This is a genomic window from Prolixibacter bellariivorans ATCC BAA-1284, from assembly GCF_000621705.1.
Classification (GTDB): Bacteria; Bacteroidota; Bacteroidia; order Bacteroidales; family Prolixibacteraceae; genus Prolixibacter; species Prolixibacter bellariivorans.
Window position 1 is genome coordinate 311,931 of record NZ_JHXO01000009.1, and the last position, 25,924, is coordinate 337,854.

Consider the following 25,924-nt stretch of genomic DNA (forward strand, 5'->3'; position numbering starts at 1 on the left):
CAGGATGGAGTCAAAACTATGTCTATTGGTGAAGCCAAAGCCGACTGCGACAGCAACTTCGTTCCCGACCGCCTGGGTCAATGGGTAAAGGTTACAGGTCGAGTCACCATTCCGTCCAGGCTACTCGTTAAGAGTCAGATGATTATTGCCCTTGAAGATTCCACTGGTGGAATAATTGCCTACGACCGCAATTTCCCCGACTTCCCTGTAAAAGAAGGTGATAGCATAGCCGTATATGGAAAAATTGGCCATTACTGGGGACTAACAGAAATCGACTCAGCCAGGATTACCATGCTTGACTCGGTGGACGATAGAATCATGTCTCCGTTGGAAATAACGACTCAGCCTTTGGAACAATTGGAAGGAAGGCTTATCAGGCTGCAAGCTCGCATCATCAGTGAAGGCAGAGGGAACCGGGGCGACTTCCTGATCTTGGAATACAACAATGGAGAAAACCAGGTTAAGGTATTTAGCAGTGATTTTACCAAATCATTAGTCGAGCGCTTTAGCCGGGGAGACATTGTCAGCATTACAGGAGTTATGGCGCAACGTGATGACAGCCCAAAGCTTAACCAGAACTACGAAATTTGGGTGCGCAGTAACAGTGACATTCATATCATTCAACACAACGCCAATTATTATCTGAATGTTTTATTGCTGGTATCGGGGCTTGGCATTTTTGTTTTACTCATCTCCATCCTCCTGAAAATAAGAATAAATCAGCGCACACGAAAGTTGCAGGAATCGGAACAACGCTTTGCAGCTCTACTGGAAACAACAACTTCCGGTATCATCATTATAGCTGATAGAAGAGTTGTTTATGCCAATCACGCGCTGGAAGAAATAACGGGATTTCCGAAAGAGCAGCTAATGTCAAAATCAAAATGCATTAAAATTGCTGGGAGAGACCATGTTGAATATCAGTGTCTATCCGATATTGTTGAAAATATCAACAAGAATGACATTGAAGATCGAACCGTAGTTAAAAGCATAAGCAAATCCGGGCATCAAATCTGGCTGGAATTATCGCTGAGTGATTTTGTATGGAATGGGAAGCCGGCTATTTTGGTTACGACCATCAATATTACCCGGCTGAAAGATACAGAAGAGCAACTTGCCGAAATAGGAAATAACTACCAGTTACTGTTTGAAGAGAACCCGCAACCGGTATTCCTTCATGACCTGGAGACCCATAAAATTACTGCCGCTAATGATGCAGCCATTAAAGCTTTCGGATATCCGAAGGAAGAATTTTTGCAACTATCCCTCTCCGACTTAGAACCAAAAGACAATTCGGCCGGCATAATGGATGAAACTTCCCGGAAATACTCCAAATTTCACCATGTGCACATTCGGGCTTTCCTGTTAAAAAATGGCCAGGTTGCTTTTATGGAAACCTACACGCGGCGCATTGAATTCTCACACAGGCCTTCAGAATTAATTCTTGCCAACGATATTACTGAACACCTGCAGATGGAGATAAAACTGCTGGAAAGTGAACGGTTGTTTTATACATTGGTCAATTATTCTCCGGTAGGTATTTTTCGCACCGATGCAAAGGGAGACACAATATACGTGAATCCACAGTGGTGCCAACTTTCCGGTATCGACGAACAATCAGCCCTGGGGAACGGTTGGCTGAAAGCGGTTATGCCGGATGATATTCAAACCGTTAAATACAACTGGAATGTCAGTGTGGAAACCCAACAACCCTCGCGGGCTGAATACCGGTTTGTCAGACCCGACGGTACCATTGTATGGGTGATGGGAATGACCATTCCGGAATACAACATGCACCAAAAAATCGTGGGATACATCGGGACAATCATCGATATTACCCAGCGAAAACAAGCCGAACTGGAATTAGCGCGCAGCCACAAACAAATTGAAAAATATAATCGCGAACTCAAGCAGGCTAAAGAGAAAGCTGAAGAAAGTGATCGCCTGAAAAGCGCCTTTCTGGCAAACATGTCTCATGAAATCAGGACTCCCATGAACGGTATTCTGGGATTTTCGGAATTACTTCAGGAATCGGAAACCGACACCGAACGACTTGAGTACCTCAAAATCATCAACGAAAGTGGGAATCGACTAATGAACATCATTAGTGACTTGATTGATATATCAAAGATTGAAGCCGGACAGGTCACTATCCACAAACAAAAGGTCGACGCCGAAGAGCTAATGAAGGAATTACTTGCTTTCTTCAAGCCCGAAGCCGAAAAGAAAGGATTGAAAATCAGCTATACCCGCAATAGGGGTGATCGAACCAATATCGTGTTTAACACGGATAAACTAAAGCTTAACCAGATTCTAACGAACCTGATTAAGAATGCCCTGAAATTCACAAAAGAGGGAGAGATCACCTTCGGTTATTCCCATAAAGACGATCGGATATTATTTTATGTCCGGGATACCGGTATTGGCATTCCGAATGAAATGCGGGACAAGATCTTTGGACGCTTCATACAGGCCGAACACGCCCGGACCAGGAATCACCAAGGTGCCGGTTTGGGACTGGCCATATCCAAAGCCTACGTTCACATGCTCGGCGGAGACATCTGGCTGGGAAAAAACAACGAGCAGGGTTCTCTGTTCTTTTTCGACCTCCCATTTGAAACGGAAGATGTGCTTTAAAAAGCAGTTCAACTGAGCCGACACCAATATAACGTAATGTTTCTTTCCCAATTCTGCCGGAATTCCCCCGGCTTTTGTAATTTCATGACCGAAAACTAACTAAGAACGTCATGAAACTAAAAACTATCTTAATTGGAATTCTTATGTTATCTCTGAGTACTCAGGGACTCGTTGCACAGCAAACACAAAATCTCGCCGAAAAACTGGGCTATGACAAAGATGCCAAATTACTCATCATTCATGCCGATGACTTAGGCTTATCACACGGCACTAACAGCGCGGTCATCAGTGCTTTTAACAAAGGAGGGATTACCTCGGGAAGCATCATGGTTCCTTGTCCCTGGTTTCCCGAAATCGCTTCTTTCGCCAAAACCAATCCGAAAGCAGATATCGGTATTCATCTTACACTTACCTCCGAATGGGAAAACTACAAATTCGGACCGGTAACCTCCGCCGATTTGGTACCATCATTACAAAATAAACAGGGCTATTTTTATCCGACAGTTGAAGCATTTGGGGCAAAGGCCAATCCGGCTGAGGTGGAAAAAGAGCTACGTGCGCAAATCGAACGGGCTATGGCATTTGGCATCCATCCCACTCATTTCGATAATCATATGGGATCTGTCATGGTGAATCCGGCCTTTTACCAAATATTGCTGAAACTGGGTCATGAATACCGCGTGCCCGTCCTCGCCCCTAAAGACATGCTACTGGCTGCCGCTCCGCAATTTCTGGAACAGATTGCCAAAGATAACGTCCTGGTTGATCATCTGTTCATGCTAAATCAGGCGCCTGTTGCTGGTAACTGGCTACAACCTTATCGGGAATTTGTCGAAAATATGCAGCCCGGCCTCAACCAGATTATCGTTCATTTGGCCTATGACAATGATGAAAGCCGGGCAGTGATGATCCACCACGATGATTTTGGCGCTCAATGGAGACAAAATGATTATGACCTGATGACAAGTGATAAAATGAAGAGACTACTCTCCGACAACAACATCAAACTGGTTACCTGGCGACAAATTAAAAATGTCATGTATCCGGCAAATGAACAATAAAAGTCCTTACATGCAGGTCATCAGGGAAATAACTCTCTTTTGATCTGCTTTTTTTTAACAAACAAAATCCAGATTTCGTAGTCCCCTAAAACTCCCCACCAGTCTTATTTACGACTGATTTGCAACACATTAACAATAACCATCCATAAATACATACTTAATTCAGATAAAGGTTATCAACACACTTGTCCGGAAAATTATGTAATTGCCGCATTTCCAGCTCGGAAACATTTTGTAAATTATTATACCGAACTGAAAAGTAATGAAAAATCAACCAGAAAAAGTCTCCCCCGGACACCGAGTAAATGGCACCCCGCATACGCAAATCGGCTTGCTGATTGAAACCCGACAAGGAGAAATTGTCGAGTACACATTGCAGGTCAGTGAGCTTTTTGGAGAGGTTCCCGAAAAGGTTGACCTTTTCTTTGCCACTCCAGCTGATTACGAACATTTTTCCAATCAATTGGAAGATGATGGAAAAGCCAAACAGTTGATCCGCGGCACGAACGATAAAATGTTGTTAATCCAGGCAATTCGGTACAACGAAGTAAATCTCCTGAGCATAGAACCCTTTACCGAAAAATCAGAAAGTGCAGCTGCAAACATATCCATCCATGATTTGCTGGAAGATTTTCCGGAGATCTATATGCAATATACAACTGATGGAAAGCTTATTCATCTGAATAAAATAGGATTAAAAAAACTGGGGTTACCTCCGGATTATCCCATTCAGCAACTGAACGTTTTTAACCTGCTAACCGACAAAAGCAAGCAAAAGCTTCACTGCCGCTTAAAAGCAATGGCCAAAGGGCAGGAAATTCGTCCGGCAGAGTTGGAATTTGTACATCAAAACGGAGGTATTGTTCCGGTGCTTGCCCATTCACATTTGCTAAGCGAGGCAACCGGTGAAAAAGGAAATTTCCTGAGCATATTGTTCGATATTTCATACCAGAAAAAAAGCGAGCGCCGCGTTGGAGCTATCCGCGAAAAGATTACCGTACTGGCACGTACCGCCATGCATTTCATTCGGTTAAACAGCATCGATGAAGTATTCCATTATCTCGAAAGTATGCTGAAACCGCATCTTCCCGGATACCTGGCTGTTTACTTAAAGGTCAATCAAGAAGAAAAGAACTATAAAATTCACGCCATTTCCGGCATTTCCGATGAACGAATAGACAAGATAAATGAGGAGCTGGGAGAGAATCTTTTTCAAAAGGAATTTAATTTGACCCGGGACATTCAAAACTTCCTGTCGCATAACAGAATTCTAAAACATAAAGATGGCTGGTCAGCCATTACCCGGCAAAATCTGCCGGAAGAGCTGGCTAAAAAACTGGAACAACAACTGTCCATTACCGATGTATTCTCGGCAGGAATTGTGCAGCAAGAGTCAATCTATGGTGGAATTCACTTTCTGAAACAGGAAGGCGCTGCTCCACTTGAAAGAGAGCTTATCGAACCGTTGTTACATCAGGCCAGCATCATTTTACAGCAGTTGACGCTGAACGAACATCTTCTGATTGCCAAACAACAGGCAGAACAAGCCATGCGGGAGAAAGCGGAATTTATGTCCATCATGGGACACGAAATACGCACGCCACTCACTTCCGTCATCGGATTGACCGACTTACTTCTCGATCAGAAGCCCAGCAAATCACAACTGAAGAACCTGCACACGCTGAAATTTTCCGCCGAAAATCTCCTGTTCCTCATTAACGATCTCCTCGATTTCAACAAAATTGAGGCAGGGAAAATCAAGCTAGAGAAAACCATCATCGATCTACCTGGCCTGGTGGAAGATCTCACTGGTGCCTTCGGACCATCAGCAAAGCCAAAAGGTGTGGAATTGGTTTCAGAGATAGATGATGACGTTCCCCGATGGATAAAAGGAGACAAAACCCGGCTGACTCAGGTTTTGAATAACCTGACCAGTAACGCGGTAAAATTTACTGAAGAAGGTTCGGTCCGGATTTCGATAAAAACGGAAAAACAGAGTGAACATTACGTATATCTGAACTTTTCAATCCGCGATACGGGCATCGGCATTCCCGAAAACAAACAAAAGGAGATATTCAAGCTATACTCACAAGCTGACTTGAGTACGCAACGAAACTATGGCGGGACAGGACTTGGCTTGACCATTAGCAAACGACTCGTCGATCTGATGGGTGGTAACATTACCGTCAAAAGTAAAGAAGGTGAAGGTTCAGAGTTTCTCTTTACCCTTCGGATGGAAAAAGTTCCACCGGAGCTGGTCATGAAGGACAAACGTCAGAAGCTGAAATCAGATAACATACCGGTTGCCGATTTTACCGATAAAAAAGTGTTAATGGTAGAAGACAACGACATCAACTACTACCTCACAACCCAGCTTTTCAAGAAATGGAACCTAACCATCGACCGGGCAGAAAACGGTTTGGTTGCTCTGAAAAAGATCAGCCGCAATACATACGATTTGATTCTAATGGACATTCAAATGCCTGAAATGGACGGCCTGGAAGCGACTCTTCACATCCGGAAGCTATCGGATGAGAAAATCCAAAAAATTCCCATCATCGCCCTGTCGGCTGCCACAATGGACGAAACCCGCCGAAAAGCGCAAAGTGTAGGCATGAATGACTTCATGACCAAACCCATTAATCCTGCTGAGCTTTACGCTAAGCTGGTTCGCTTTTTAATAAGAACTGAGAAAGATTAAAAAAAGCCACCTACGCAAGGTGGCTTTTCTAAGGCGAGAATATTCTCTTACTCAATTCGTCTGGCCATCCTGAGGCCTTCGGTAGTGGTATAATATTTTGTGATCATATTCGGCACTTCCCACGATGGCATTTTCCCCTTCACCAGATATTGCAGGTATTTTTCAGTTACCTGGGCAAAATGTGCTTCGTGCCCTACACGATACTGCTCCGGAATAACTACTTTCCAGGCCCGGTCTCCCGTTTTTTCCAGCGACAAACCGGTTATCGGCATATCCTGAATAACTGCTTTTTCCAGGTTTCCGGTAAAGGTCCCCAAATCCACCTCCGAATGTGCTTCCACATACAACGTTGGCAGGTAATTTTCCTCTTTCCCCTGCCGGATGACCAAGTCGCAAAGCTTCCCCCGCATAAACGAATAATGCGTATCACCTCCTCCTTCAGGTGCCTCATAGTTCCATTCCACTTTCACCCGCGCGTTGACACCTTTCAGCTGATAGGTCATCTCTCCGTTGGCCATAACTTCCAATTGATTTTCCACTATATACTTATCAAGGTAAGAAGGAAAGTCCGCTATGCCGGTCACTTTTTCGAATTCATCGGTAGTAACCTGAGTAGACCAATGACTGGCCTTCAGAATTTGAACATCAGCCTTCTGCAATGCCTGATTAGGGAAACAAGTCCACTGTACCAAATCTACCAAATGCGTTCCCACGTCAACCAAGCCTTCGCCCTGCTGTTCCACATCAAAAAACCAGGCAGGCCGTTGTACCGGTTTCCCGGAAACGGTCTTATAAAAATGATGAACACTCTCTTCCACAACGGCTGGCTCATCGGGGGTTCCTGTCTGAAGTTCCCCAAAAATATCGGGTAGGCGCGATAGTTCTTTTTGCAATCGTGTAGTTACCTCGTACCGCTCGGTCATGATATCGTACAACAATACGCCTTTCTCTTCCGCTTTTTTGAAAGCCGACTCCAGTTCCGGGAACTTTTCCGGTGAGATAACCATCGGCTTGTCGGCCAGCACATTTAGTCCGGCACTAACCGACTGGCTGATGTATTCTGTTTTCGCCTGATTATTTCCCGAAAGAACAACTACATTGCCCGGTTTTTCAGCTAACATTTTCTGTAGAAAGTCCGGCCCGGTGTACACAATCTCATTCCAGGTGGTTGGATTTTCCGGTCTGCTGTTATAGCCTTCCATCTGGGCGAGGTAAGCCTGAACATCGCTCCCCTCCGGAGCAAACACATGTACATCGGGTGAAATTTGCTTGTACATCCTTTTTTGTACCAGGCCGGCGTGGAAATGCCCGGGATCGAGTACCAGGAGCTTGACCTCACCGGCAGCTCCGGTAAAAGCACTCTCCTGTTTTTTCTCTTTTTGTCCGGCGCCACCACAGGCATACAACGCCACCAGAGCAGCTACTCCCATCCACTTAAAAACATTTTTTTTCATCGTATCAGATTTAGTTACAGTTCGGTTGTCAGTATTCAATGTTTTCGGATTTACGTCACCGAAAATAAGCTTCATAAAATTATCATAAAAAAGAAAAAGTTCCAATCTATACTGGCAGCATATTCCCTGACAATCTTTTGTTTATAATTTTTGTAACTTGAATAATCATCTCAAATCCAAACTATGTGTGACCGATATATTTTCGTACAAAAACCAAATACTATCCGGAAAAGGTTTCAGGTTTTCGCACCCGGGAATATACAATGGACACCATCTTACAACATCGCTCCCGGGAAATATGCCCCAGTCATCACGTCTCAACAACCGGAAACTCTGCAACACTATCTTTGGGGTTCTATGCCTTTTCCCTCAAAAGATAAAATCGCATTCGTCAGTCACATTGACGTAAAAGATTTAAAACTACCTAGAATTCGGCACCTCATTCAGCAACAGCGCTGCCTCGTTCCAGCGGATGCCTATATCCAGGGAACCGATGGCCATGGTTTGAGCAAACCTTTCCTGGTTTATCTCCGCAACAAAGTCCGTCCTTTCGCTTTCGCAGGAATATACGATACGTGGTTGAATCCTGAAAACGGGGAAGAAATCCCTTCTTTCTCCATTATTACAAGTGCCGCCAATGAGCTGATTAGAAAACTTCCCCACGAAAGGGCTCCGGTTATTCTACATCGGGAACAGGAAAGAGAGTGGCTCAACACATCGACACCACTTAATGAAATAGCTGCCATGCTTCAACCTTATCCGGCTGAACGCATGAATGCCTATCCCATTGCTCCCACCATCAAGAATCCGCAGGCAGACGACCCCGGATTGATACACCCGGCCGGTCCAAAACTGATTACAACGGCTTGATCTTTATGTTCCGGAAATGAACCTCATTCCCGTGGTCCTGCAGCAGGATATGTCCATCTTTAAAGTTCCCGAAATTCTCGTATTTTTTGTATTTGCTGTAAGCTACCAGCGCATCCCACATTTGGTTATTCCGGACATATTCCACCTCTTTCACCCCATTCAGAAAATGCATCACCGTATCTCCGCGCACTTCGATTCGTGCCCGGTTCCAGGCACCAATCCCGTTGAAACGCTTCACCATCTGCGCCGGATCAAAATACTGGGCATTGGCCGGAATCAGGTCATAAAGCGAAGCCAGCGTGCGGTTGCCATCCACACCCAGTTTCGCGTCAGGATGCCTCTGGTCGTCCAGTAGCTGGTACTCACACCCAATGGATGAACCCGGGCCGTTATTCAAACCGGTTTGCACAAAATACTTGATACCCGAATTGGCTCCTTCCGTGAGTTTGAAATCCACTTCCAGTACAAAGTTCTGGTACCGTTGGGTCGTAATAATATCACCGCCATTGGCAGATTCCTTTCCATCCGACGCATTCACCGTCAATACCCCATTTGCAATAATCCAACCTTTATCGGGGAAATCCTCTGCCCGTGCCCTTCGCCAGCCATTGGTGGTTTTGCCATCCCACAGCAACTTCCAGCCATGTGCTTTTTCCCAGTCGGTAAGTTTGTTATTCAGATAGCTGACTTCTCGTACATCAGGCATCAGCTGGCGTTCATTTTCCAGGTTATCCGTCATGATGCGGATATTTCGCCACCGGATTTGCTTACCGGCATGCGTCTGATCATCACCAATGGAATGCACCTGCAAAGCAATGAAACCTTCGGGCGTCATGTCGTCCACCAGGTTAGCGCAGGGCACGCCGTTCAACCAGGTCCGGATGGTATTTCCAATCGCCTCTACCCGGTATTTGTTCCACCCACCTTTTTTGAAAGCCGTCTTTGCCTTCGGATTATACTCCATCGGATAGAGCCAGCCACGACGGGCTTCGTCGTAAATGCCGGCCGACCAGGCCCGCTCCGAATCATCACACTCTACCTGGTAGCCATGTACACGGCCATTCTGATAATCCGGTGTACTCAAACTGCGAATCTGAACGCCCGAGTTCAGGCCTTCATCCATTTTCATTTCATATTCAAGAATAAAGTCGCCATAACTCTTTTGCGAAGCCAGAAACGAGTTGGGTGAGCCGGTGATGGTCGTCCCGACAATTTTCCCGTCAACTACTTCAAAGGGAGCATTGCCGTTTATCTGTTTCCAACCGGATAGATCGTTACCATTGAAAAGATTCTGCCATTGACCGCTTCCCGCAAAAGCGGTTGTAGCCATCAAACAAAAAAGCAGGGAGAAGAATATGCGTGTTTTCATGTGTTTGGTTTGTTAGTTGATTGGTTAGTTACAGACGAAAATAACAGAAAATCATGGATTTCCGTTAGAACAAAAGGATTTTTTCACCTCCACATGAAGGGGCAAAAATGTACTTGTAATCACACATTTGCTGAAAACACGTATCAAACAGCGCAACGACATACTCGCGATGAGACACATTAGCAGAAAACAAATAATTACCAAACAAACATTTTAAAACTCTTGGCCTCATCGGAAAAATATTTTAACAAGAAACAGTGACAAAACACACAAAAAAAATTAAAAATTCATTAACATCAATAGGCTTTGATAGAAAGGCATAATAGATTATTTAGTCTTTTTAAAAAGAAAAAATGTCTGAATTATGAAGCAAGAACAGCCAAATAGAAGCCTCCAACTTGACTATACGAAAAGCATACCTCATCAAATGATGTCTCTCTGAAACAAAACAAGCGTAAACATCAGAAGAGGTTTACAAAATATTTAATCATCAAAAATGATGCAATTGTTTTTGGCACAGACTCTAATATTATGTTTATATCAAGTATTGTAAAAACTTAAAAATCACTCAATAATCGATTCGAAAAGATGCACCACTTTAAACAAAATTTCATCAGCCAAAGGTTTGCTGATATAGTGAAAGCACTGAAAGCAGAGAAAAAAATAAACTCATATGCTCAACTCGCTAAAAATCTCAACTACAGGCCACAATCACTAAATGAAATACTAAAAGGAAGAAGGAATGTGAATATTGAAGTTCTGTACCAATTCTTCCAGAACTACACGGTCGATCCAAGACAATTATTTGATACTTTTCACTCTTCAGAAGAATTACAGGATAATAAGGAAGGGAACGCATCACATCTGCCGGCAAACCCGTTTCCCAGAATAAAATTCATAGAAAGTTCTCAAATATTAAATTGGATGCTGAACTACAATGACCCGTCATTCTACGAAAACCTTCACCACATTGAGATTCCAATTAAAAAAGATGAAGGTCAAGATTTTATAAGCATATGCTATGGGGGAAATATGATGCATCCTACCTTGGAGCACAACGATATACTGATCGCCAAAAAGAAGAATGTAAGTAGTGGCGAATTAACCAATGGCGAAATATATATTGTATTAAGTTTGCACGGCCTTCACATATTAAGATTAGATGAATATTCGGACGACAATAAAATCATTCTACAGGGAGACAATCAAAGTAAAATTAAATTACAGATTCACGAGTCCGAAATACACGCGATGTACCAAGTGACAGCGAAGATTACTCCAAAACTTGGCAATCAATAAGCATTCTCAAGTACAATAAGCAACACATGTACTACAGTCAGCCAATCACTCACTACCTCTAAAACACGATTGCCTCACAATTCAACTTCGAAAAAGTCTCTATTTCATCGTACTTTTCTTTACTGTACGATGAAATAGAGCTTCAACAAACCTCGTCACCACTTAAGGAGTTAAAAAGTGCTTCTTTTAATCCAATCTTCTCAAGACATGTTTTGAAAAACCCGCCCCAACGTAATTTAAGCAAAACAAAGCCTAAATAGCAAATCACCAGTGCAAACCGACGTATTCGAATATGCATAAACTAAGTTCATAAATTCTTTCGCATACAATCTGATTACGAAAAGCAAGAATCATATGCTGAGAATCAAAAAAAGACAAACGCCTCCTAAGATAACCATTACGAGTATGAATCTATCCAAAAACGACATCACATAACTATTTCGATCATACAAGCCCTAAATATACTATAACACATAACCCCATTATTTATAAAACACAAAACAAATATAAACTATCCATGCATCACAGATTATACTATAAACAAATAGGATATAATTAACAATACTTTAACAAAAAGACATCAAGGAGCCATCATGCATCAACATTAAAACAAATCACACGCAAACACTCAATCAGCTTTAAACGAGTAACATACACATTATCAAACAAACAAAATCATCATCATCCCATTCACTTTTACATCCCCCTCTATGTAAAAATAACGTTATCCAAACAAAAACATTATAAAAAACAAACAAAATAAATAATCCGTAATTTGTCTAACCAAAAACAATGCATATATTTGCTCCATATCAATTCCTATTATCGATTTATAACCGAAGAAAAAATGAGGAAAATTCAGCTTGTTTAATAAAAAAAGCATTATTAAATAACGACCTCATCCTTTTTCAAAAACAACTATAGGTACAATCTTTTCAAACTCATCTCTGTCATGGGACTGAAGTGGCGAAGCTGTATCAGATGCACTTAAAGAACTATTTATCTGAAAACTATGAAATAAAAGACACTCAAATAGATAGAGTTACACTGTATAACAGTTAGTTAAACGTATATTATTCGAAGTCATTCCCACAAAGGGATTGAAAAGGCGGAGCTTTGTCTATAATTAGCAGTAAAAACTCCGGAGAAAACATATTAGACGAATCATTATCCCTAGTAACAGCATCATATACCACTAGGCATCAAACACATATATTTTTATTGATGACAGCCAAGTATTGGGACTGAAGTGGCGAAGCTATGCGTTATAAAATTTGATAACAACATAAAATTGTCACTACAGATAACAAGGAAACCCTTTGTGTCGAAACACTCGAAGTGTTAATTCCAGCTAAATGTATTTACTCAATGAACGGGAAAGAACAAAGCACAGTAAGTCAAAATTTTGCGAAATTCGTTGAGCATCTGAAAAACTCAGGACAAATTGTATCCTATGCGCGTTTTGCGAAGAGCATTAATTATAGTCCGCAATCACTGAATGAAATACTAAAAGGAAGACGGGATGTAACCATCGAGGTATTACGACAATTTTTCTTGCATTACCAAGTAAATCCTATCGATGTATTCGACACCCAACAGCGGCTATTAGGCAATACACTAAGCCTTCCAGGAGAAAACCTAAAAAAAGATCTTGCGACGGCAAGACTCATCGAGAGTCGCTTGACACTGGAATGGATAAAGAATTACAACCAACAACAATTCTATGACCAACTCCCTCAATTCCAAATTCCGCTACTAACAAAAGAAAAGGAGAAACTCTATTGTTATCAGTACAACGAAGACACTATGGAGCCCACTTTAATGTTCAATGACTGGTTAATTATTCAACACCAGGAAAATATCGAAAACCTCATTCCGCATAGACTTTATGTTATTCTTTGTTCCTACGGACTTTTAATTAGAAGATTATCTGCTGTTACAAAGGATCATACTGCATTATTACTCGGAAACGACGATGGCAACATCATTAAACAGAAGGTGAAATTAAGTGATGTATTAACTGTTTTTGAAATCAAAGCAAAAATTAGCAAAACCATTTCATACCAAAAGCCCCATGGCTCACCTAAAACAATTAATTCTTCATTTTACAATGAATAACCACAAAATTCGAAAAACAAAAATGCAACGATTAAAGTTAATCTATACAGCACTCATCCTAAGTATTCTTTTCTTATCCTCCTGCACTACACCGCTAAAAGAAATAACGTACTTACATAATCTGCAGGAGAGCGATTCCACTGTTATGATGCCCCCCACTAAGCAATACAAGATCAGTAAGAATGACAATCTTTATATCAGTTTTATCACAGAAAATCAACAAACTACCGACTTTCTAAATCTCAGCCAACCCGGTCAAAACATTACATCGGAGGCTTCACTAGAATTAGTCACATATGTCGTCGATTCTCAAGGAAACATACACCTCCCCTATCTTGGGGATATCCACGCCGAAGGAAAAACGATTGAAGAGTTAAGAACCCAGTTGCAAAACCGAATCAATCAGGTCATTAATAACTCATCGGTTGTTGTCAAATTAGTGAATCGAACAATTACGGTGTTGGGAGATGTGGAGAGCCCGGGACAATACAATATGCTGAAAAATAGTATGACGATTTTTCAAGCATTGGGCGAAGCCGGGGATTTGAATGATTTTGGAAATCGCAAGAAAATACGACTAATACGCAAAACTGACGGGAAACAAAATATCGTAACACTGGACTTAACCGACAGTCGCATCCTCACATCAGCATACTACCTTGTCCAACCCAACGATGTTATTTACGTACCACCCAAACATCGGGTATATGGAGCAAAAACACTGCCGTTCACCACCGTTTTCAGCACCATATCAACAGCGGTTCTATTGTATAATGCCATGAAAAAATAAAGTGGTAGCGATCTCTTATTTCCCAAACCAATATTAGAAAAAGTTAAATACCCCACCCGATACAAAATGAAAGAAAAGCAACCACAACTTGTTTCCGTTCCGTTCTTCGAGGAAGAAGAAAAAATAGACTTTCGCAAATACTTTTCCATCTACCGCTCATATTGGTACGTATTTGCACTAACCGCTGGTATAGCGCTTATTACCGCATGGTTTTACCACAAGCTTACCAATCCTCAATATGCCGTATCTGCTTCCCTGTTAGTCAATGAAAGTAAGGGAAACAACCCCCTGGATGGTTCCAGTTCCGGCACTTCGTTTAACGCATCTGATGTCTTTCAGGGATTCGACCTGTTCCAGGGAAAGCAAAACCTGGAAAACCAAAGACAGATACTAAAATCATGGACCATCATTAGCGATGCAGTTGACAAACTACATGACGAAGTATCATATTATGTTGTTAACTGGGGGCATACCAGCGAACTTTATCACAAAAGCCCCTTTGTGGTAAAATGGAACAAAGGGCATCCACAGCTCATAGGAGCAACATTCGAGTTTACAGTCGACGACAAGGGGCACACCAGCGAACTAAAAGTAAAAGGGGAAAAACCAGCCATCTATAATTACGAAAACAAAACAGTTTTACAAAAACCAGAGGAAATAGATAAAACAATTCCCTTTTCAATAAATAAAACTACTACAGATTCCCAGTTCTCATTTTGCGTTGTTCCTAAAAACGGAGAGCCAATTCCTTCCGGAACCTATCGTTTTTCCTTCCATAATCATAACGGGTTGGTTAATGTTTTCCGAAAAAATCTAACCATTGAAACGGTAAATAAAGATGCGACGTTGCTGAAATTATCCATGCTCTCTCCAACTCCGCAAAAAGATATCGATTTTATCAATCAACTAATGGAGGTTTACCAAGACCAAAACCTGGAGAAGAAAAATGCGATGGCAACCCGTACCATACAGTTTATCAGCAGTCAACTCTCCAGTGTTAGTGACTCACTCGTCAAGTCCGAACAACGCAGGGAAAGCTTTCAGAGCAAGAATAAATTACTCGACATCTCGTATCAGTCACAGCAGTTGCTCGACCAAATGGTCACCCTGGAAGAACAAAAAGAACAATTAACAACACAACAGGCATATTATCGTTACTTGCTCCAATACTTGAAATCGAACAACAGCATTGAACAAATCGCCGCTCCCTCGACCATGGGAGTTGACGACCCGATGATAGTAAATCTTTTACAGCAACTCACCAGCCAAACACTCAGTTTAAAAACGCTGAAGACAGCGGTAATTGATCCGAACCACCCTTCCGTTATCCAACTCCGGACACAAATTAGGGTCACTCAAAAAGCAGTAGTGGAAAATAGTCTCAACATCCTCAAACAAAACAACATGGCACTGTCAGACATTTCCAAGCGACTGAATAACCTAAAGAGAGCCACAAACCAATTACCGGGGATTGAAAGAAACTATGTGAACATAGAGCGTAAATACCGCCTTAATAACGACACATACACTTTTCTGTTACAAAAATTGTCGGAGGCGAAAATAGCCAAAGCATCCAACACACCGGACAATGATATTATTGACCCCGCGATGCCTGACAGCAATCAACCGGTAAGCCCCAACAAAAAAATGGACTACCTCCTCGCCTTTCTCCTGGGAGTACTTCTACCAGCAATAGCGTTCTCCGTATGGGGATTAATGGACAACAAAATCAGAAGCGACGAAGAAATTGAAAAACTAACGAATATCCCAGTGCTGGCAAATGTGCCTCACTCCCCGGAAGGAGAAAACAAACGCACCTCGGTTCTGGATACTCCCAACAGTCCGGTCGGCGAAGCCTACAGGGCATTGCGACAAAAGATTCGTTATCTGATCAGGGGAAAAGAAGAATTTGTCATCGCCATTACCTCCACAGGCCCCGGGGAGGGAAAAACCTTTTCTTCATTAAGTACTGCGGCATCATTTGCACTAATGGGGCGCTCAACCGTCATTCTCGATTTAGATCTCCGGCGGTCCAATCTGGCCAGTGAGCTTCACCTTCCGAAAGGCATCGGTATTTCATCCTATCTTACCGGACAGCATACACGTGAGGAAATTATTTTCGGGAGCCGACACCCAAAGCTGAAAATAATTCCGTCGGGCGATTACCCGCCGAACCCGGGAGAACTATTAACAGAAGAGAAATTGGGCGTACTCATTGAACAATTGCAAGAACAGTTTGATGTGGTTATCATCGATTCTCCGCCTGTATTGGTCGCCGACATATTCCAATATGCACAATATGTAGATGGATTTATCTATGTTATCCGACAAGGGGTTACCCTCCGCCCCGCACTGGAAAGAGCAGTATCTGAAATTAAAAAGCAACAACTGAAAAACGTGGGCATACTCTACAACGATGTTCAGCATTCGCGATTCGGCTCAGGATACGGGTACGGATATGGGTACGGATATGGGTACGGGTACGGCAGTTACGAACAAAACACGGCTAAAAAAAGAAAAAGAAAGCCGCTCAATTTGTTGTTCACCAATCGTAAACAAAACAAATCGTAAGATACACAAGAAATAGTGGATGAAACCTGGGAAACCTTCCTTATTCTATTCAATGACATGAACTTTTCTTTTTACTCCAATTTTCTGGATCAGTGCTCCCTGATCCTCCTTAATCCGCAATTCATGTCAACGTGCAAATTCTGCCAACCTATTTTGCCTTTTGGGTTGGCCCCCCAGGTTTCTCCATTATTTTAATATCGTTCGATGTTCACAACAAAGTGAATACGAACGAGCAAAGCTACCACAAGATTGTAAAATCCGGATATTCATCTAAACCATTGACAAACTATTTGTTCACCAAATAAAACGAATGACCAATGGTAACAACAGCTGCAAAAGAAACAAGACAACTTATCACTGCATTCATCAACATTCATAACGTCCTTGGGCCCGGACTTCAACAAATACTCTACCTAAATGCGCTAGAAACAGAGCTCCTACGAATGAACCTCCCCCATCGTCGTCTCACAAAAGACAATCCGATGGAGCAACAAATAAAAAACGAAATGCATCCGGATTTTATCGCATTTAACAACATAGCAATTCGCATACTTACCACGAATTGTATCGAGGACGAACACCGCTTTGATATGTACGAAATATTGGAAAGTACCGATTTTCCAGTTGGTGTTTTGGTCACATTTGGCTGCAAACGTATTTTATTCGAAAACGTCCGCCACCCTCGCAAATAGTGACTAAAAAGCTACCAGAGCAGTAGTAAATTGATGATGATAGCCATTGCAGAACCTCCCACCTTTGTGGAATAAGTTTGTATTTGGGTTTTACAATTTCTCTCTTTTTTAAGATTGGTTCCACACTGGGTTCTCATGGCTACATCATCATCACGCGTATTGCTTCGATTATTTGAGAAAAAATGAGAGGCCAGGGAAACTTGTCGCAATTAAATAAAGTCACCAGATAATGAAAAACACAACATACACGACCAATGACGTTAAATAGGAGCTTATAATTCCCAACCAAATATGAATAAGATCAGAATACAAGAGCATTACAGGCGTATCCGGAATAAGCAACCGTTCGCAAACATAACCTGGTTCGCTGATATAGGATTGGTTCATCTCGAATAACGATGGGAATGTGGGCAACAAATGCTGCCGGATGCGCACTGTATACTTATGGCAAAAAACAAAAATCTGTAGTAAAATAATTGATATTCAAAATAAACTATGTATAACCGGACGGGAAAATATGAGCAATCTGGAAGGTGACCTGAAATTGGTTTTAAGATTGGTAATTTGGGTTTTCTAATTCTTCAATTCATCAGTGAGCCAACAGTGTACATGTCCCGGTTTTACATAGTGATTTTACAACTCAAACAGCTTAAAAACTTTCAAGCAAAATAGAAATGATTCCGAATAAAGTAACAAACATCGCCTGCATAGGCGCCGGATACGTGGGTGGGCCGACTATGGCCGTTATCGCGCAGAAATGCCCCCACATCAAAGTAACCGTAGTAGATATTAACGAAAAGCGTATTGCCGACTGGAACGACATCGACCTCAGCAAGCTGCCGGTGTACGAACCCGGTCTCGACCAGGTAGTAGCCGAATCCCGCGATCGCAACCTCTTTTTCTCCACCGATGTGGAAGGTGCCATCCGCGAAGCACAGATGATTTTCATCTCCGTCAATACCCCCACCAAAACTTACGGCATTGGCAAGGGCATGGCCGCCGACCTGAAATACGTGGAGCTCTGCGCCCGGCAGATTGCCGATGTCGCCACAGAGGACAAAATCATCGTCGAAAAATCCACCCTGCCGGTTCGCACCGCCCAGGCCATTCGTACCATCATGAATGCAGCACCCGCTCGCCCCAACTCCCCTTCTCCCGCTCCCCGATTCACAGTTTTAAGCAATCCTGAATTTCTGGCAGAAGGAACCGCCGTGAAGGATTTACATAACCCCGACCGCGTACTCATTGGAGGCGAAGAAGACGAGGATGGCCAACGAGCCATCGAGGCACTGGCAACGATCTATGCCAACTGGGTGCCCGGCGAACGTATCCTCACCACCCGCATCTGGTCATCCGAGTTGTCGAAACTCACAGCGAATGCCTTCCTGGCACAGCGTATCTCATCCATTAACGCCCTCTCGGCCTTGTGTGAAAAGACCGGCGCCGATGTAGACGAGGTAGCACACGCCATCGGAACCGATAGCCGCATCGGCCCCAAGTTTCTGAAATCTTCCGTTGGTTTTGGCGGAAGCTGCTTCCAAAAGGATATTCTCAACCTCGTATACCTCTGTCGCCATTTCAATCTGCCCGAGGTAGCCGACTACTGGGAGCAGGTTGTAAAACTGAACGATTACCAGAAACAGCGTTTTGCCAAGCAAATTATCGATACCCTCTTTAATACCGTATCAGGTAAGAAAATAGCCTTTCTGGGCTGGGCTTTCAAAAAGGATACCAATGATACAAGAGAGTCAGCTGCCATTTACGTAGCCGACGAACTCCTCCAGGATCGAGCCGAGATCCACATCTACGACCCTAAGGTACCGACCGAACGCATTTACGCCGACCTGGAATACTTACAGCAACATCGTCGCCCACAAGCTGTCATTGCGGACAGAGCGAAACAATCTGACCCACCGGAAACACTCAGTTCAGAAGCGATTCGTCGTCTCGTCCACGTGCACAAAACACCGTACGCGGCAATGGAACAAGCCCATGCAATAGCGGTACTAACTGAATGGGACGAGTTCCGCACCTACGACTGGCAGAAAATATACGATGCCATGCGAAAACCGGCATTCGTGTTCGACGGGCGGAATATTCTCAATCGTGAAGAACTGAATAACATCGGATTCGAACTCCAATCAATTGGAAGGGGATAAAACAAATGACGCATGAGGAGGCAGTCAAGATTCTCCTCTATTGCCACTTAATAATTTAATGCTGTTGATATGAGAATTCTAGTGACCGGTGCAGCCGGTTTTATCGGATATCATGTAGTTCAACAATTACTAAAAACCCCTCATCAGGTTACGGGGTTGGATAGCATTGAATTCGACGAAAATGCACAACTAAAATACGCGAGGTTAGCCGAAACCGGCATCCATTTGCCCGAGGAAAGTCTGTCCTCCCAAAAGGAATCCCGGGGAAATACGGAACTTCCGCTTGGAAAAATGCTTAGCTCTATCTTCACTTCCAATTATCGTTTCATCCGACTGGACATGAAAGATGAAAAGGCATTACTTACACTCTTCGCAGCCGGACGGTTCGATTATGTTGTACATCTGGCAGGTTACTCATGCGACCGTCTTAGCATCAATAATCCTGATGACTGTCTCCAAAACGAAATACTCATTTTCACCAACCTATTGAAGGCGTGCCAAAAACACCCGGTGAGACACCTGATTTATGCTTCTTCTTCTTCCGTGTACGGAGAGAATCCCAAAATACCCTTCATGGAAACCGACAAAGCGGATAAGCCGGTCAGCATTTTGGCTGCAGCCAAACGGAGCAATGAATTAATGGCCCATGTTTACAGTCATCTGTACCATATTCCAACAACCGCCCTACGGTATTTCACGCTATATGGCCCATGGGGAAGATCCGATATGGCCCCCACCCGTTTTGCTTCAGCAATAGTTAACCGGGAGTCTATTAACTTATATAATGGAGGGGACATGACACGTGACTTCACTTACATCGACGATGCTGTTGAAGCCACAGTCCGGATCTTATCAGAAACTCCCTCTGAGAATCCATTCTCTAAGGTTATAAACATAGGGAGAAGCCAACCCGAATCATTACTGACAATGATCGAAATATTGGAGAAGAAATTGGGAGGAACTGCTAGGAAGAAGGAATGTCTGATGCAGCTTGGAGAAACCAAACGTTCATGGGCTGAAAGCTATGTATTAAAAACAACAACGGGCTATGCACCGCAAACCGATCTGGAAACAGGCATGGAGTACTTCACACAATGGTTTAAATCATATTATCAAGCTCATACAAGCACCGGTTCATCATTCTAATCATAAAAGGGAAGCAAAAAATTAGACCATTAAATGATTTCATTCGAATATTTTGATTAACTTAATAATACAAAAGGTTATGCCGACAGATTATTTATACTAATCAAATCTATTCGATATGAATAATTTAATTTCACTTAACCTGACACAGGAAGAAGATGATGCCATTAAGCAAGCCATCGCAACATTAAACACTACCCTGCTCCCGAAGTTAATCACACTAACCAAAGAGGAGCGCATTGGGTTACCCAAGATGGGTGACAAAACACTGGCCTTCACAACCAAGGCCAATGAATACGCACAACAGAAGGAAGAATTGGTGCCACCGTACATATCAGTTGGCGAATTCACAACCGATTTGAATGCTACGACCAGTCTACGCGAGTATGCCCAACAGCTGACCCCATTGATGGAGGCGCTTGATGACAGCATCATGGCAGCTGGTTCCGAAGCTTACCAGGCAGCACTGTTGTTCTACAGCATGATTAAAACAGCTGCTCACAACAATGTTCCGGGTGCCAAAGCTATCGCCGACGAATTGAGTCTGCGCTTCTCGTGGCGGATAAACAAAAATCCGGATACAACGAAATAGGCTAAATCCGAACCGACCCGGTTTTTGCATAACCTCCGGGGAAGTTTATCACAACGGAAAGAACCTGGGAATGTGAGAAAGAAGATAGACAAAGCAAAACCTTTGAATCAATGAGTAATTAATAATGAAAAATGAACAATTAAGTATAAAGATTATACTGAACCTCAAAGATACAAGGTTAAAGAAAGAAGTTGAGCGAAGCGAAATCCCGACCGTAGCGTCGAGATCGGAATCTCTTTTAAAACTTAACATTTTTTTTATCTGAAAACATTATAACAGCTACCGTCTAACCTCTCTTTAAATAGGAAGTTTCTCTTCCGGGGTAGGATGCAGAACATCAAACAGAGACCGATTCAAAAAAAAGAGAGAAACGAGAGCCTTCAAAGGTGGAGTTTTTCGTGATTTTGCGAGAAACTTCTCCGAAAAACGTTGCATCTTCTCTCATTGAGCCGGAATATTTCGCAAAAAAGAGAAAATCGTGTACCTCCAGAGCAAGAACCTTCCGGCACAAAGCCGAAAGCTCATACCAAAAAATTAGGAAGCCGCGGGTTAACAACAGAGAAGTCTGCCTCCGGAATGGGATAGCGCTCCCTAAAACAGAAAAATTCCAGGAACAACATAGAAAAGCTCACCCTAAAGGTAGGAAATTGAACCCCAGGGGTAAAAAAAGTATGCTTGCCATGAAAAGACTATTAGGTTTAAAGCTTAAAAACGCCCCAAAAAGAAGAAGGTAACAGGATGATGTTCTCATCATGTCAGAAAGATGATGAAGACTATAGTGCTAAACAACAACTTACATCAATCAATATTCAATCATATTATATGAAAATTCTTATAACAGGTTCAGCCGGTTTTATCGGGTTCCACTTGGTTCAAAAGCTTTTAAAAGACAAAAACCAAGTTGTTGGATTAGATAACATTAATGACTACTATGATGTTAGCCTGAAATATGCCCGTTTAGCAGAAACGGGTATTTACTCTGACAATGAGCACGACCACTCGGGTGGAAAAAACAGGACCTATCAGGAGATCCCGTTCGGGAAATTGTTGACTTCGGTTACTCATCCCGAATACCGCTTCATCCGGTTAAACCTGGAAGATAAAAACAAGCTTAATCAATTATTTGAGCAAGAACAATTCGATTGTGTGGTGAACCTGGCTGCTCAGGCGGGAGTGCGCTACAGCATTGAAAACCCGGAAGCTTATATCCAAAGCAATATCGTCGGTTTCTTTAATATATTAGAGGCATGCCGCCACAACCCCGTCAAACACCTTGTTTATGCATCGTCATCCTCGGTATATGGGGCAAACGCTAAGATTCCATTTTCCGAAGTCGACCAGGTAGATCATCCAGTAAGCTTGTATGCCAGCACCAAAAAGAGTAACGAATTGATGGCACATACCTACAGTCATCTTTATCAAATTCCAACAACAGGCTTGCGATTCTTCACGGTGTACGGCCCATGGGGAAGACCAGATATGGCCCCGATGCTATTTACCAAGGCAATTTCGAACGATGAGCCAATCAAGGTATTCAATAATGGTAAAATGGAACGCGATTTTACCTACATAGACGACATTGTGGAAGGGATTAAACGTACATTGACCACATCTACAACAACGGATCATCCGGCCGCAGTCTACAATATTGGCAATGGAGCTCCGGTAAGTTTGCTTCAGTTTATCTCAACCATAGAAGAAGCCATAGGCCAGAAAGCCAACAAAATAATGCACCCTATGCAGCCAGGGGATGTACCACGAACCTGGGCCGATACCTTGAGTCTGGAGAAAGCAATCGACTATAAACCTTGTGTTAAGTTACCTGAGGGCATTCAGCAATTTGCAACGTGGTATCAGCGCTTCTACAACTAAAATATTGTAGCAGAAATCATACACTAAACGAATTCTGAATGTCAGCTACTGAAAACAACAGGCGTATTGCGAAAAATACATTCATGCTCTATATCCGTATGCTTCTTACGATGGGAGTTTCCCTTTATACCGTGAGAGTTGTGTTGGATACATTAGGAATTATTGATTATGGAATTTACAATGTAGTCGGTGGCGTAGTAACAATGTTCTCGTTCCTGAGTGGAACGATGGCTTCAGCATCTCAACGTTTCTTTGCGTTTGAGATAGGGAAAAACAACATGGAGCAGCTAAAGAAAACCTTTAGCATGACCATGAACATTTATATCGTTTTGGGAATAGTCATTTTGATATTGGCTGAGACAGTAGGACTTTGGTTTTTAAACCATAGAATGACCATTCCGCCGGATCGAATAGTGGCAGCTCATTGGGTCTATCAGTTTGCTGTATTGTCTTTCCTGATGACCATGTTCACCATACCCTACGATGCTTCCATCATTGCCCACGAAAAAATGAATGTATATGCCTGGGTAAGTATTATCGAAGTTACACTGAAACTATTAATTGTCTACCTACTGGTATTGTTTCCATTCGACAAGTTAAAGCTGTATGCTGTTCTTATGTTTGGTGTAACAACCATTGTAACGTTTATTTACAGAACCTATTGCATTAAAAAATTTGAAGAGTGCCATCTGTCTTTTTATTGGGAGAAGACACTGTTTAAAGAACTCTTCAGTTATTCAGGCTGGAATCTATTTGGTGCATTAGCATCCATTTTCAGCAATCAGGGAGTCAATATCATTCTAAATATCTTCTTCGGACCGGTAGTAAATAGCGCAAGAGCAATAGCATATCGTATAAATAGTACTATTAGTCAATTTGTACAAAACTTCATGACCGCTACGCGTCCACAAATCATTAAATATTATGCTTCAGGCGAAAATGTTGAAATGTTGAATCTAGTTTTTCTGAGTTCGAAAATCTCCTATTACTTATTATTCATCCTTTCGATGCCAGTCTTGTTAGAAACGAACTTCATTTTCAACATTTGGTTAAAAGAAGTGCCTAATTACACGATACTATTTACAAGGCTTATTATAATTACAGCACTAATTGATTCCCTCTCCTTCTCTTTAAAAACAGCAGCGCAAGCAACCGGAAAAATAAAGGTATACCAAGCAACTGTAGGCAGTGTCATGCTCATTACACTGCCTCTGTCTTATTTCCTATATAAAATGAATTACCCGGTAGAAACCATATTTTATTTAACAATTGCAAACTCTATTATCTGTCTTTTCCTACGATTGGAAATGCTAAAGAGAATGATAGGACTATCTGTTACACAGTTTGTCTTAAAAGTTGTACTACCAACATTATTAGTATCCTGTATTTCTTATATTTTACCATTTTTCTTAATGAGAGAATTTGAAATTGGAATATTACGCTTTGTGATAATTATTCTATCAGGATTTTTGACAACCGCAGCTTCAATTTATATTCTAGGCTTGTCCAAAAACGAAAGGCAACCGATTCTTCAAACAATTAAAAAAATCAAAATCTTCAGATCATGATAAAAAAGGCTCTGTTACAAATTGTGCCAAACAGTATATATATATATTTGAAAGATAAAAAGAAGTTTTTTCTGACTCAGAAGATCTTACGAAAATCATATGACTACGATTATAAAAAATATCTATCTCATTCAGATTCCTTCTCGCCAAACACTTCAACAAAAATGATTGGCAACATCATAAAGACATATCATACAATTGAGAAGGGATTAACAATGCCTGAGTTTCGACCTGGATTTGGACAACAAAAAGTAATTGAATTATGCCATAACTGCATAAACTACATAAAAAAATATGGCGACAATGAGGAGCAGTTGAAATATGCAGTCCAGGTCATCTTAGAATATAAGACATTTCATAATAGTTTAAATTTTGCGCTACAACCCGAAACAGAAAATGAAATTCAAAATATAAGGAACTATGCTCCTGCTCTCACTGCTTCATCACAAATCGAAACAACTGACGTTCTATATTTCAAAAACGCAGAAAGTTCATTTGATGAGTTTTCGAATTCAAGAGCAAGTGTTCGAAACTTCACAGGAAAAGATATACCATTGAGTTCCCTTACTGAATCACTTAAGCTAGCACAGAATACACCTTCGGCCTGCAATCGGCAATGCTGGAGGACTTATGTCTATACCCAAAGTGAGCAAATCAATGAAATACTGGAAGAGCAAGGAGGTAACAGGGGCTTCGGACATTTAACAAATAAATTAATCGTAATTACAGCTGAGCTCGGAGTTTTCAACAGGCATTATGAACGTAATCAGGCATATATTGACGGAGGGCTGTATGCAATGAACTTATTATATTCACTACATTTTCAAAAAATTGCTGCCTGCATACTCAATTGTAGTACATGGCCGGAAAAGGACGTAGAATTGAGGAAACTCTGCAAAATAAAAGATTCTGAGGTTTTTATAGCAATGGTTGCATGCGGCCTCCCTCCTCAAAAATTCAAAATAGCAGCCTCCAAGCGGTACAAAATAGATGTAACCAATAGATTTATAAGTTAATCTATGTCT

The 25,924-nt window shown here is 42.0% G+C and carries 17 protein-coding genes; 15 read left to right on the plus strand and 2 right to left on the minus strand.

Annotated features, from left to right (window positions below; all coding sequences use genetic code 11):
- The first annotated feature begins 18 nt into the window (after positions 1 to 18).
- The 3 genes from T426_RS25180 to T426_RS25185 all read left to right on the plus strand — a co-directional run bounded on the left by T426_RS25180 (position 19) and on the right by T426_RS25185 (position 6,399).
- Positions 19 to 2,637: a PAS domain S-box protein gene (locus tag T426_RS25180; protein ID WP_025863857.1), complete on the plus strand. Its 2,619-nt coding sequence runs from the start codon at positions 19 to 21 to the stop codon at positions 2,635 to 2,637.
- A gap of 110 nt (positions 2,638 to 2,747) precedes the next feature.
- Entirely contained in the window at positions 2,748 to 3,698 is a 951-nt protein-coding gene (locus T426_RS0113115; RefSeq protein WP_025863856.1) for a polysaccharide deacetylase family protein, read from the plus strand.
- 262 nt (positions 3,699 to 3,960) lie between these two features.
- Entirely contained in the window at positions 3,961 to 6,399 is a 2,439-nt protein-coding gene (locus T426_RS25185) for an ATP-binding protein (RefSeq protein ID WP_025863855.1), read from the plus strand.
- Between the two features lie 47 nt (positions 6,400 to 6,446).
- On the opposite strand, the gene T426_RS0113125 is transcribed toward T426_RS25185, so the two are convergent.
- Positions 6,447 to 7,853 (minus strand): putative oxidoreductase C-terminal domain-containing protein, encoded by a 1,407-nt coding sequence (locus T426_RS0113125; protein ID WP_025863854.1) that lies wholly within the window; start codon positions 7,851 to 7,853, stop codon positions 6,447 to 6,449.
- Positions 7,854 to 8,036: 183 nt separating this feature from the next.
- Between T426_RS0113125 and T426_RS0113130 the strand changes: the two genes are divergently transcribed.
- Positions 8,037 to 8,723, plus strand: coding sequence for an SOS response-associated peptidase (locus T426_RS0113130; protein WP_025863853.1), 687 nt, complete (start codon positions 8,037 to 8,039; stop codon positions 8,721 to 8,723).
- Here the strand turns inward: T426_RS0113130 and T426_RS0113135 are convergent.
- Positions 8,710 to 10,092, minus strand: coding sequence for a 3-keto-disaccharide hydrolase (locus T426_RS0113135; RefSeq protein ID WP_025863852.1), 1,383 nt, complete (start codon positions 10,090 to 10,092; stop codon positions 8,710 to 8,712). The genes T426_RS0113130 and T426_RS0113135 overlap by 14 nt on opposite strands.
- A gap of 588 nt (positions 10,093 to 10,680) precedes the next feature.
- Here T426_RS0113135 and T426_RS0113140 point away from each other — a divergent pair.
- The 11 genes from T426_RS0113140 to T426_RS0113200 all read left to right on the plus strand — a co-directional run bounded on the left by T426_RS0113140 (position 10,681) and on the right by T426_RS0113200 (position 25,915).
- Positions 10,681 to 11,391 carry a hypothetical protein gene (locus T426_RS0113140; RefSeq protein WP_027585819.1) on the plus strand — a complete coding sequence of 237 codons (711 nt, stop codon included), beginning with the start codon at positions 10,681 to 10,683 and terminating at the stop codon, positions 11,389 to 11,391.
- Between the two features lie 1,368 nt (positions 11,392 to 12,759).
- Positions 12,760 to 13,509 carry a transcriptional regulator gene (locus tag T426_RS0113145; RefSeq protein ID WP_025863849.1) on the plus strand — a complete coding sequence of 250 codons (750 nt, stop codon included), beginning with the start codon at positions 12,760 to 12,762 and terminating at the stop codon, positions 13,507 to 13,509.
- A 22-nt stretch (positions 13,510 to 13,531) separates the two neighbouring features.
- On the plus strand, positions 13,532 to 14,299 hold the full coding sequence (locus T426_RS0113150; RefSeq protein WP_159103301.1) for a polysaccharide biosynthesis/export family protein: 768 nt from the start codon (positions 13,532 to 13,534) through the stop codon (positions 14,297 to 14,299).
- 66 nt (positions 14,300 to 14,365) lie between these two features.
- On the plus strand, positions 14,366 to 16,870 hold the full coding sequence (locus tag T426_RS0113155) for a GumC family protein (RefSeq protein ID WP_025863847.1): 2,505 nt from the start codon (positions 14,366 to 14,368) through the stop codon (positions 16,868 to 16,870).
- Positions 16,871 to 17,187: 317 nt separating this feature from the next.
- The gene (locus tag T426_RS0113160) at positions 17,188 to 17,562 is read left to right on the plus strand and encodes a GxxExxY protein (protein ID WP_025863846.1); all 375 of its coding nucleotides are present in this window, start codon (positions 17,188 to 17,190) and stop codon (positions 17,560 to 17,562) included.
- 674 nt (positions 17,563 to 18,236) lie between these two features.
- Positions 18,237 to 19,721, plus strand: coding sequence for a UDP-glucose 6-dehydrogenase (locus T426_RS0113165; RefSeq protein WP_036984374.1), 1,485 nt, complete (start codon positions 18,237 to 18,239; stop codon positions 19,719 to 19,721).
- A 69-nt stretch (positions 19,722 to 19,790) separates the two neighbouring features.
- Positions 19,791 to 20,867: an NAD-dependent epimerase/dehydratase family protein gene (locus tag T426_RS23680; protein ID WP_025863844.1), complete on the plus strand. Its 1,077-nt coding sequence runs from the start codon at positions 19,791 to 19,793 to the stop codon at positions 20,865 to 20,867.
- 118 nt (positions 20,868 to 20,985) lie between these two features.
- Positions 20,986 to 21,459, plus strand: a complete 474-nt coding sequence (locus tag T426_RS23685) for a hypothetical protein (RefSeq protein WP_025863843.1) — start codon at positions 20,986 to 20,988, stop codon at positions 21,457 to 21,459.
- 822 nt (positions 21,460 to 22,281) lie between these two features.
- Positions 22,282 to 23,331 (plus strand): NAD-dependent epimerase/dehydratase family protein, encoded by a 1,050-nt coding sequence (locus T426_RS0113190; protein ID WP_025863841.1) that lies wholly within the window; start codon positions 22,282 to 22,284, stop codon positions 23,329 to 23,331.
- A gap of 38 nt (positions 23,332 to 23,369) precedes the next feature.
- Positions 23,370 to 24,899: a lipopolysaccharide biosynthesis protein gene (locus T426_RS0113195; RefSeq protein WP_025863840.1), complete on the plus strand. Its 1,530-nt coding sequence runs from the start codon at positions 23,370 to 23,372 to the stop codon at positions 24,897 to 24,899.
- Complete coding sequence (locus tag T426_RS0113200; RefSeq protein ID WP_025863839.1) at positions 24,896 to 25,915, plus strand: nitroreductase family protein; 1,020 nt, start codon at positions 24,896 to 24,898, stop codon at positions 25,913 to 25,915. The genes T426_RS0113195 and T426_RS0113200 overlap by 4 nt, the downstream gene beginning before the upstream one ends.
- Positions 25,916 to 25,924: the final 9 nt, after the last annotated feature.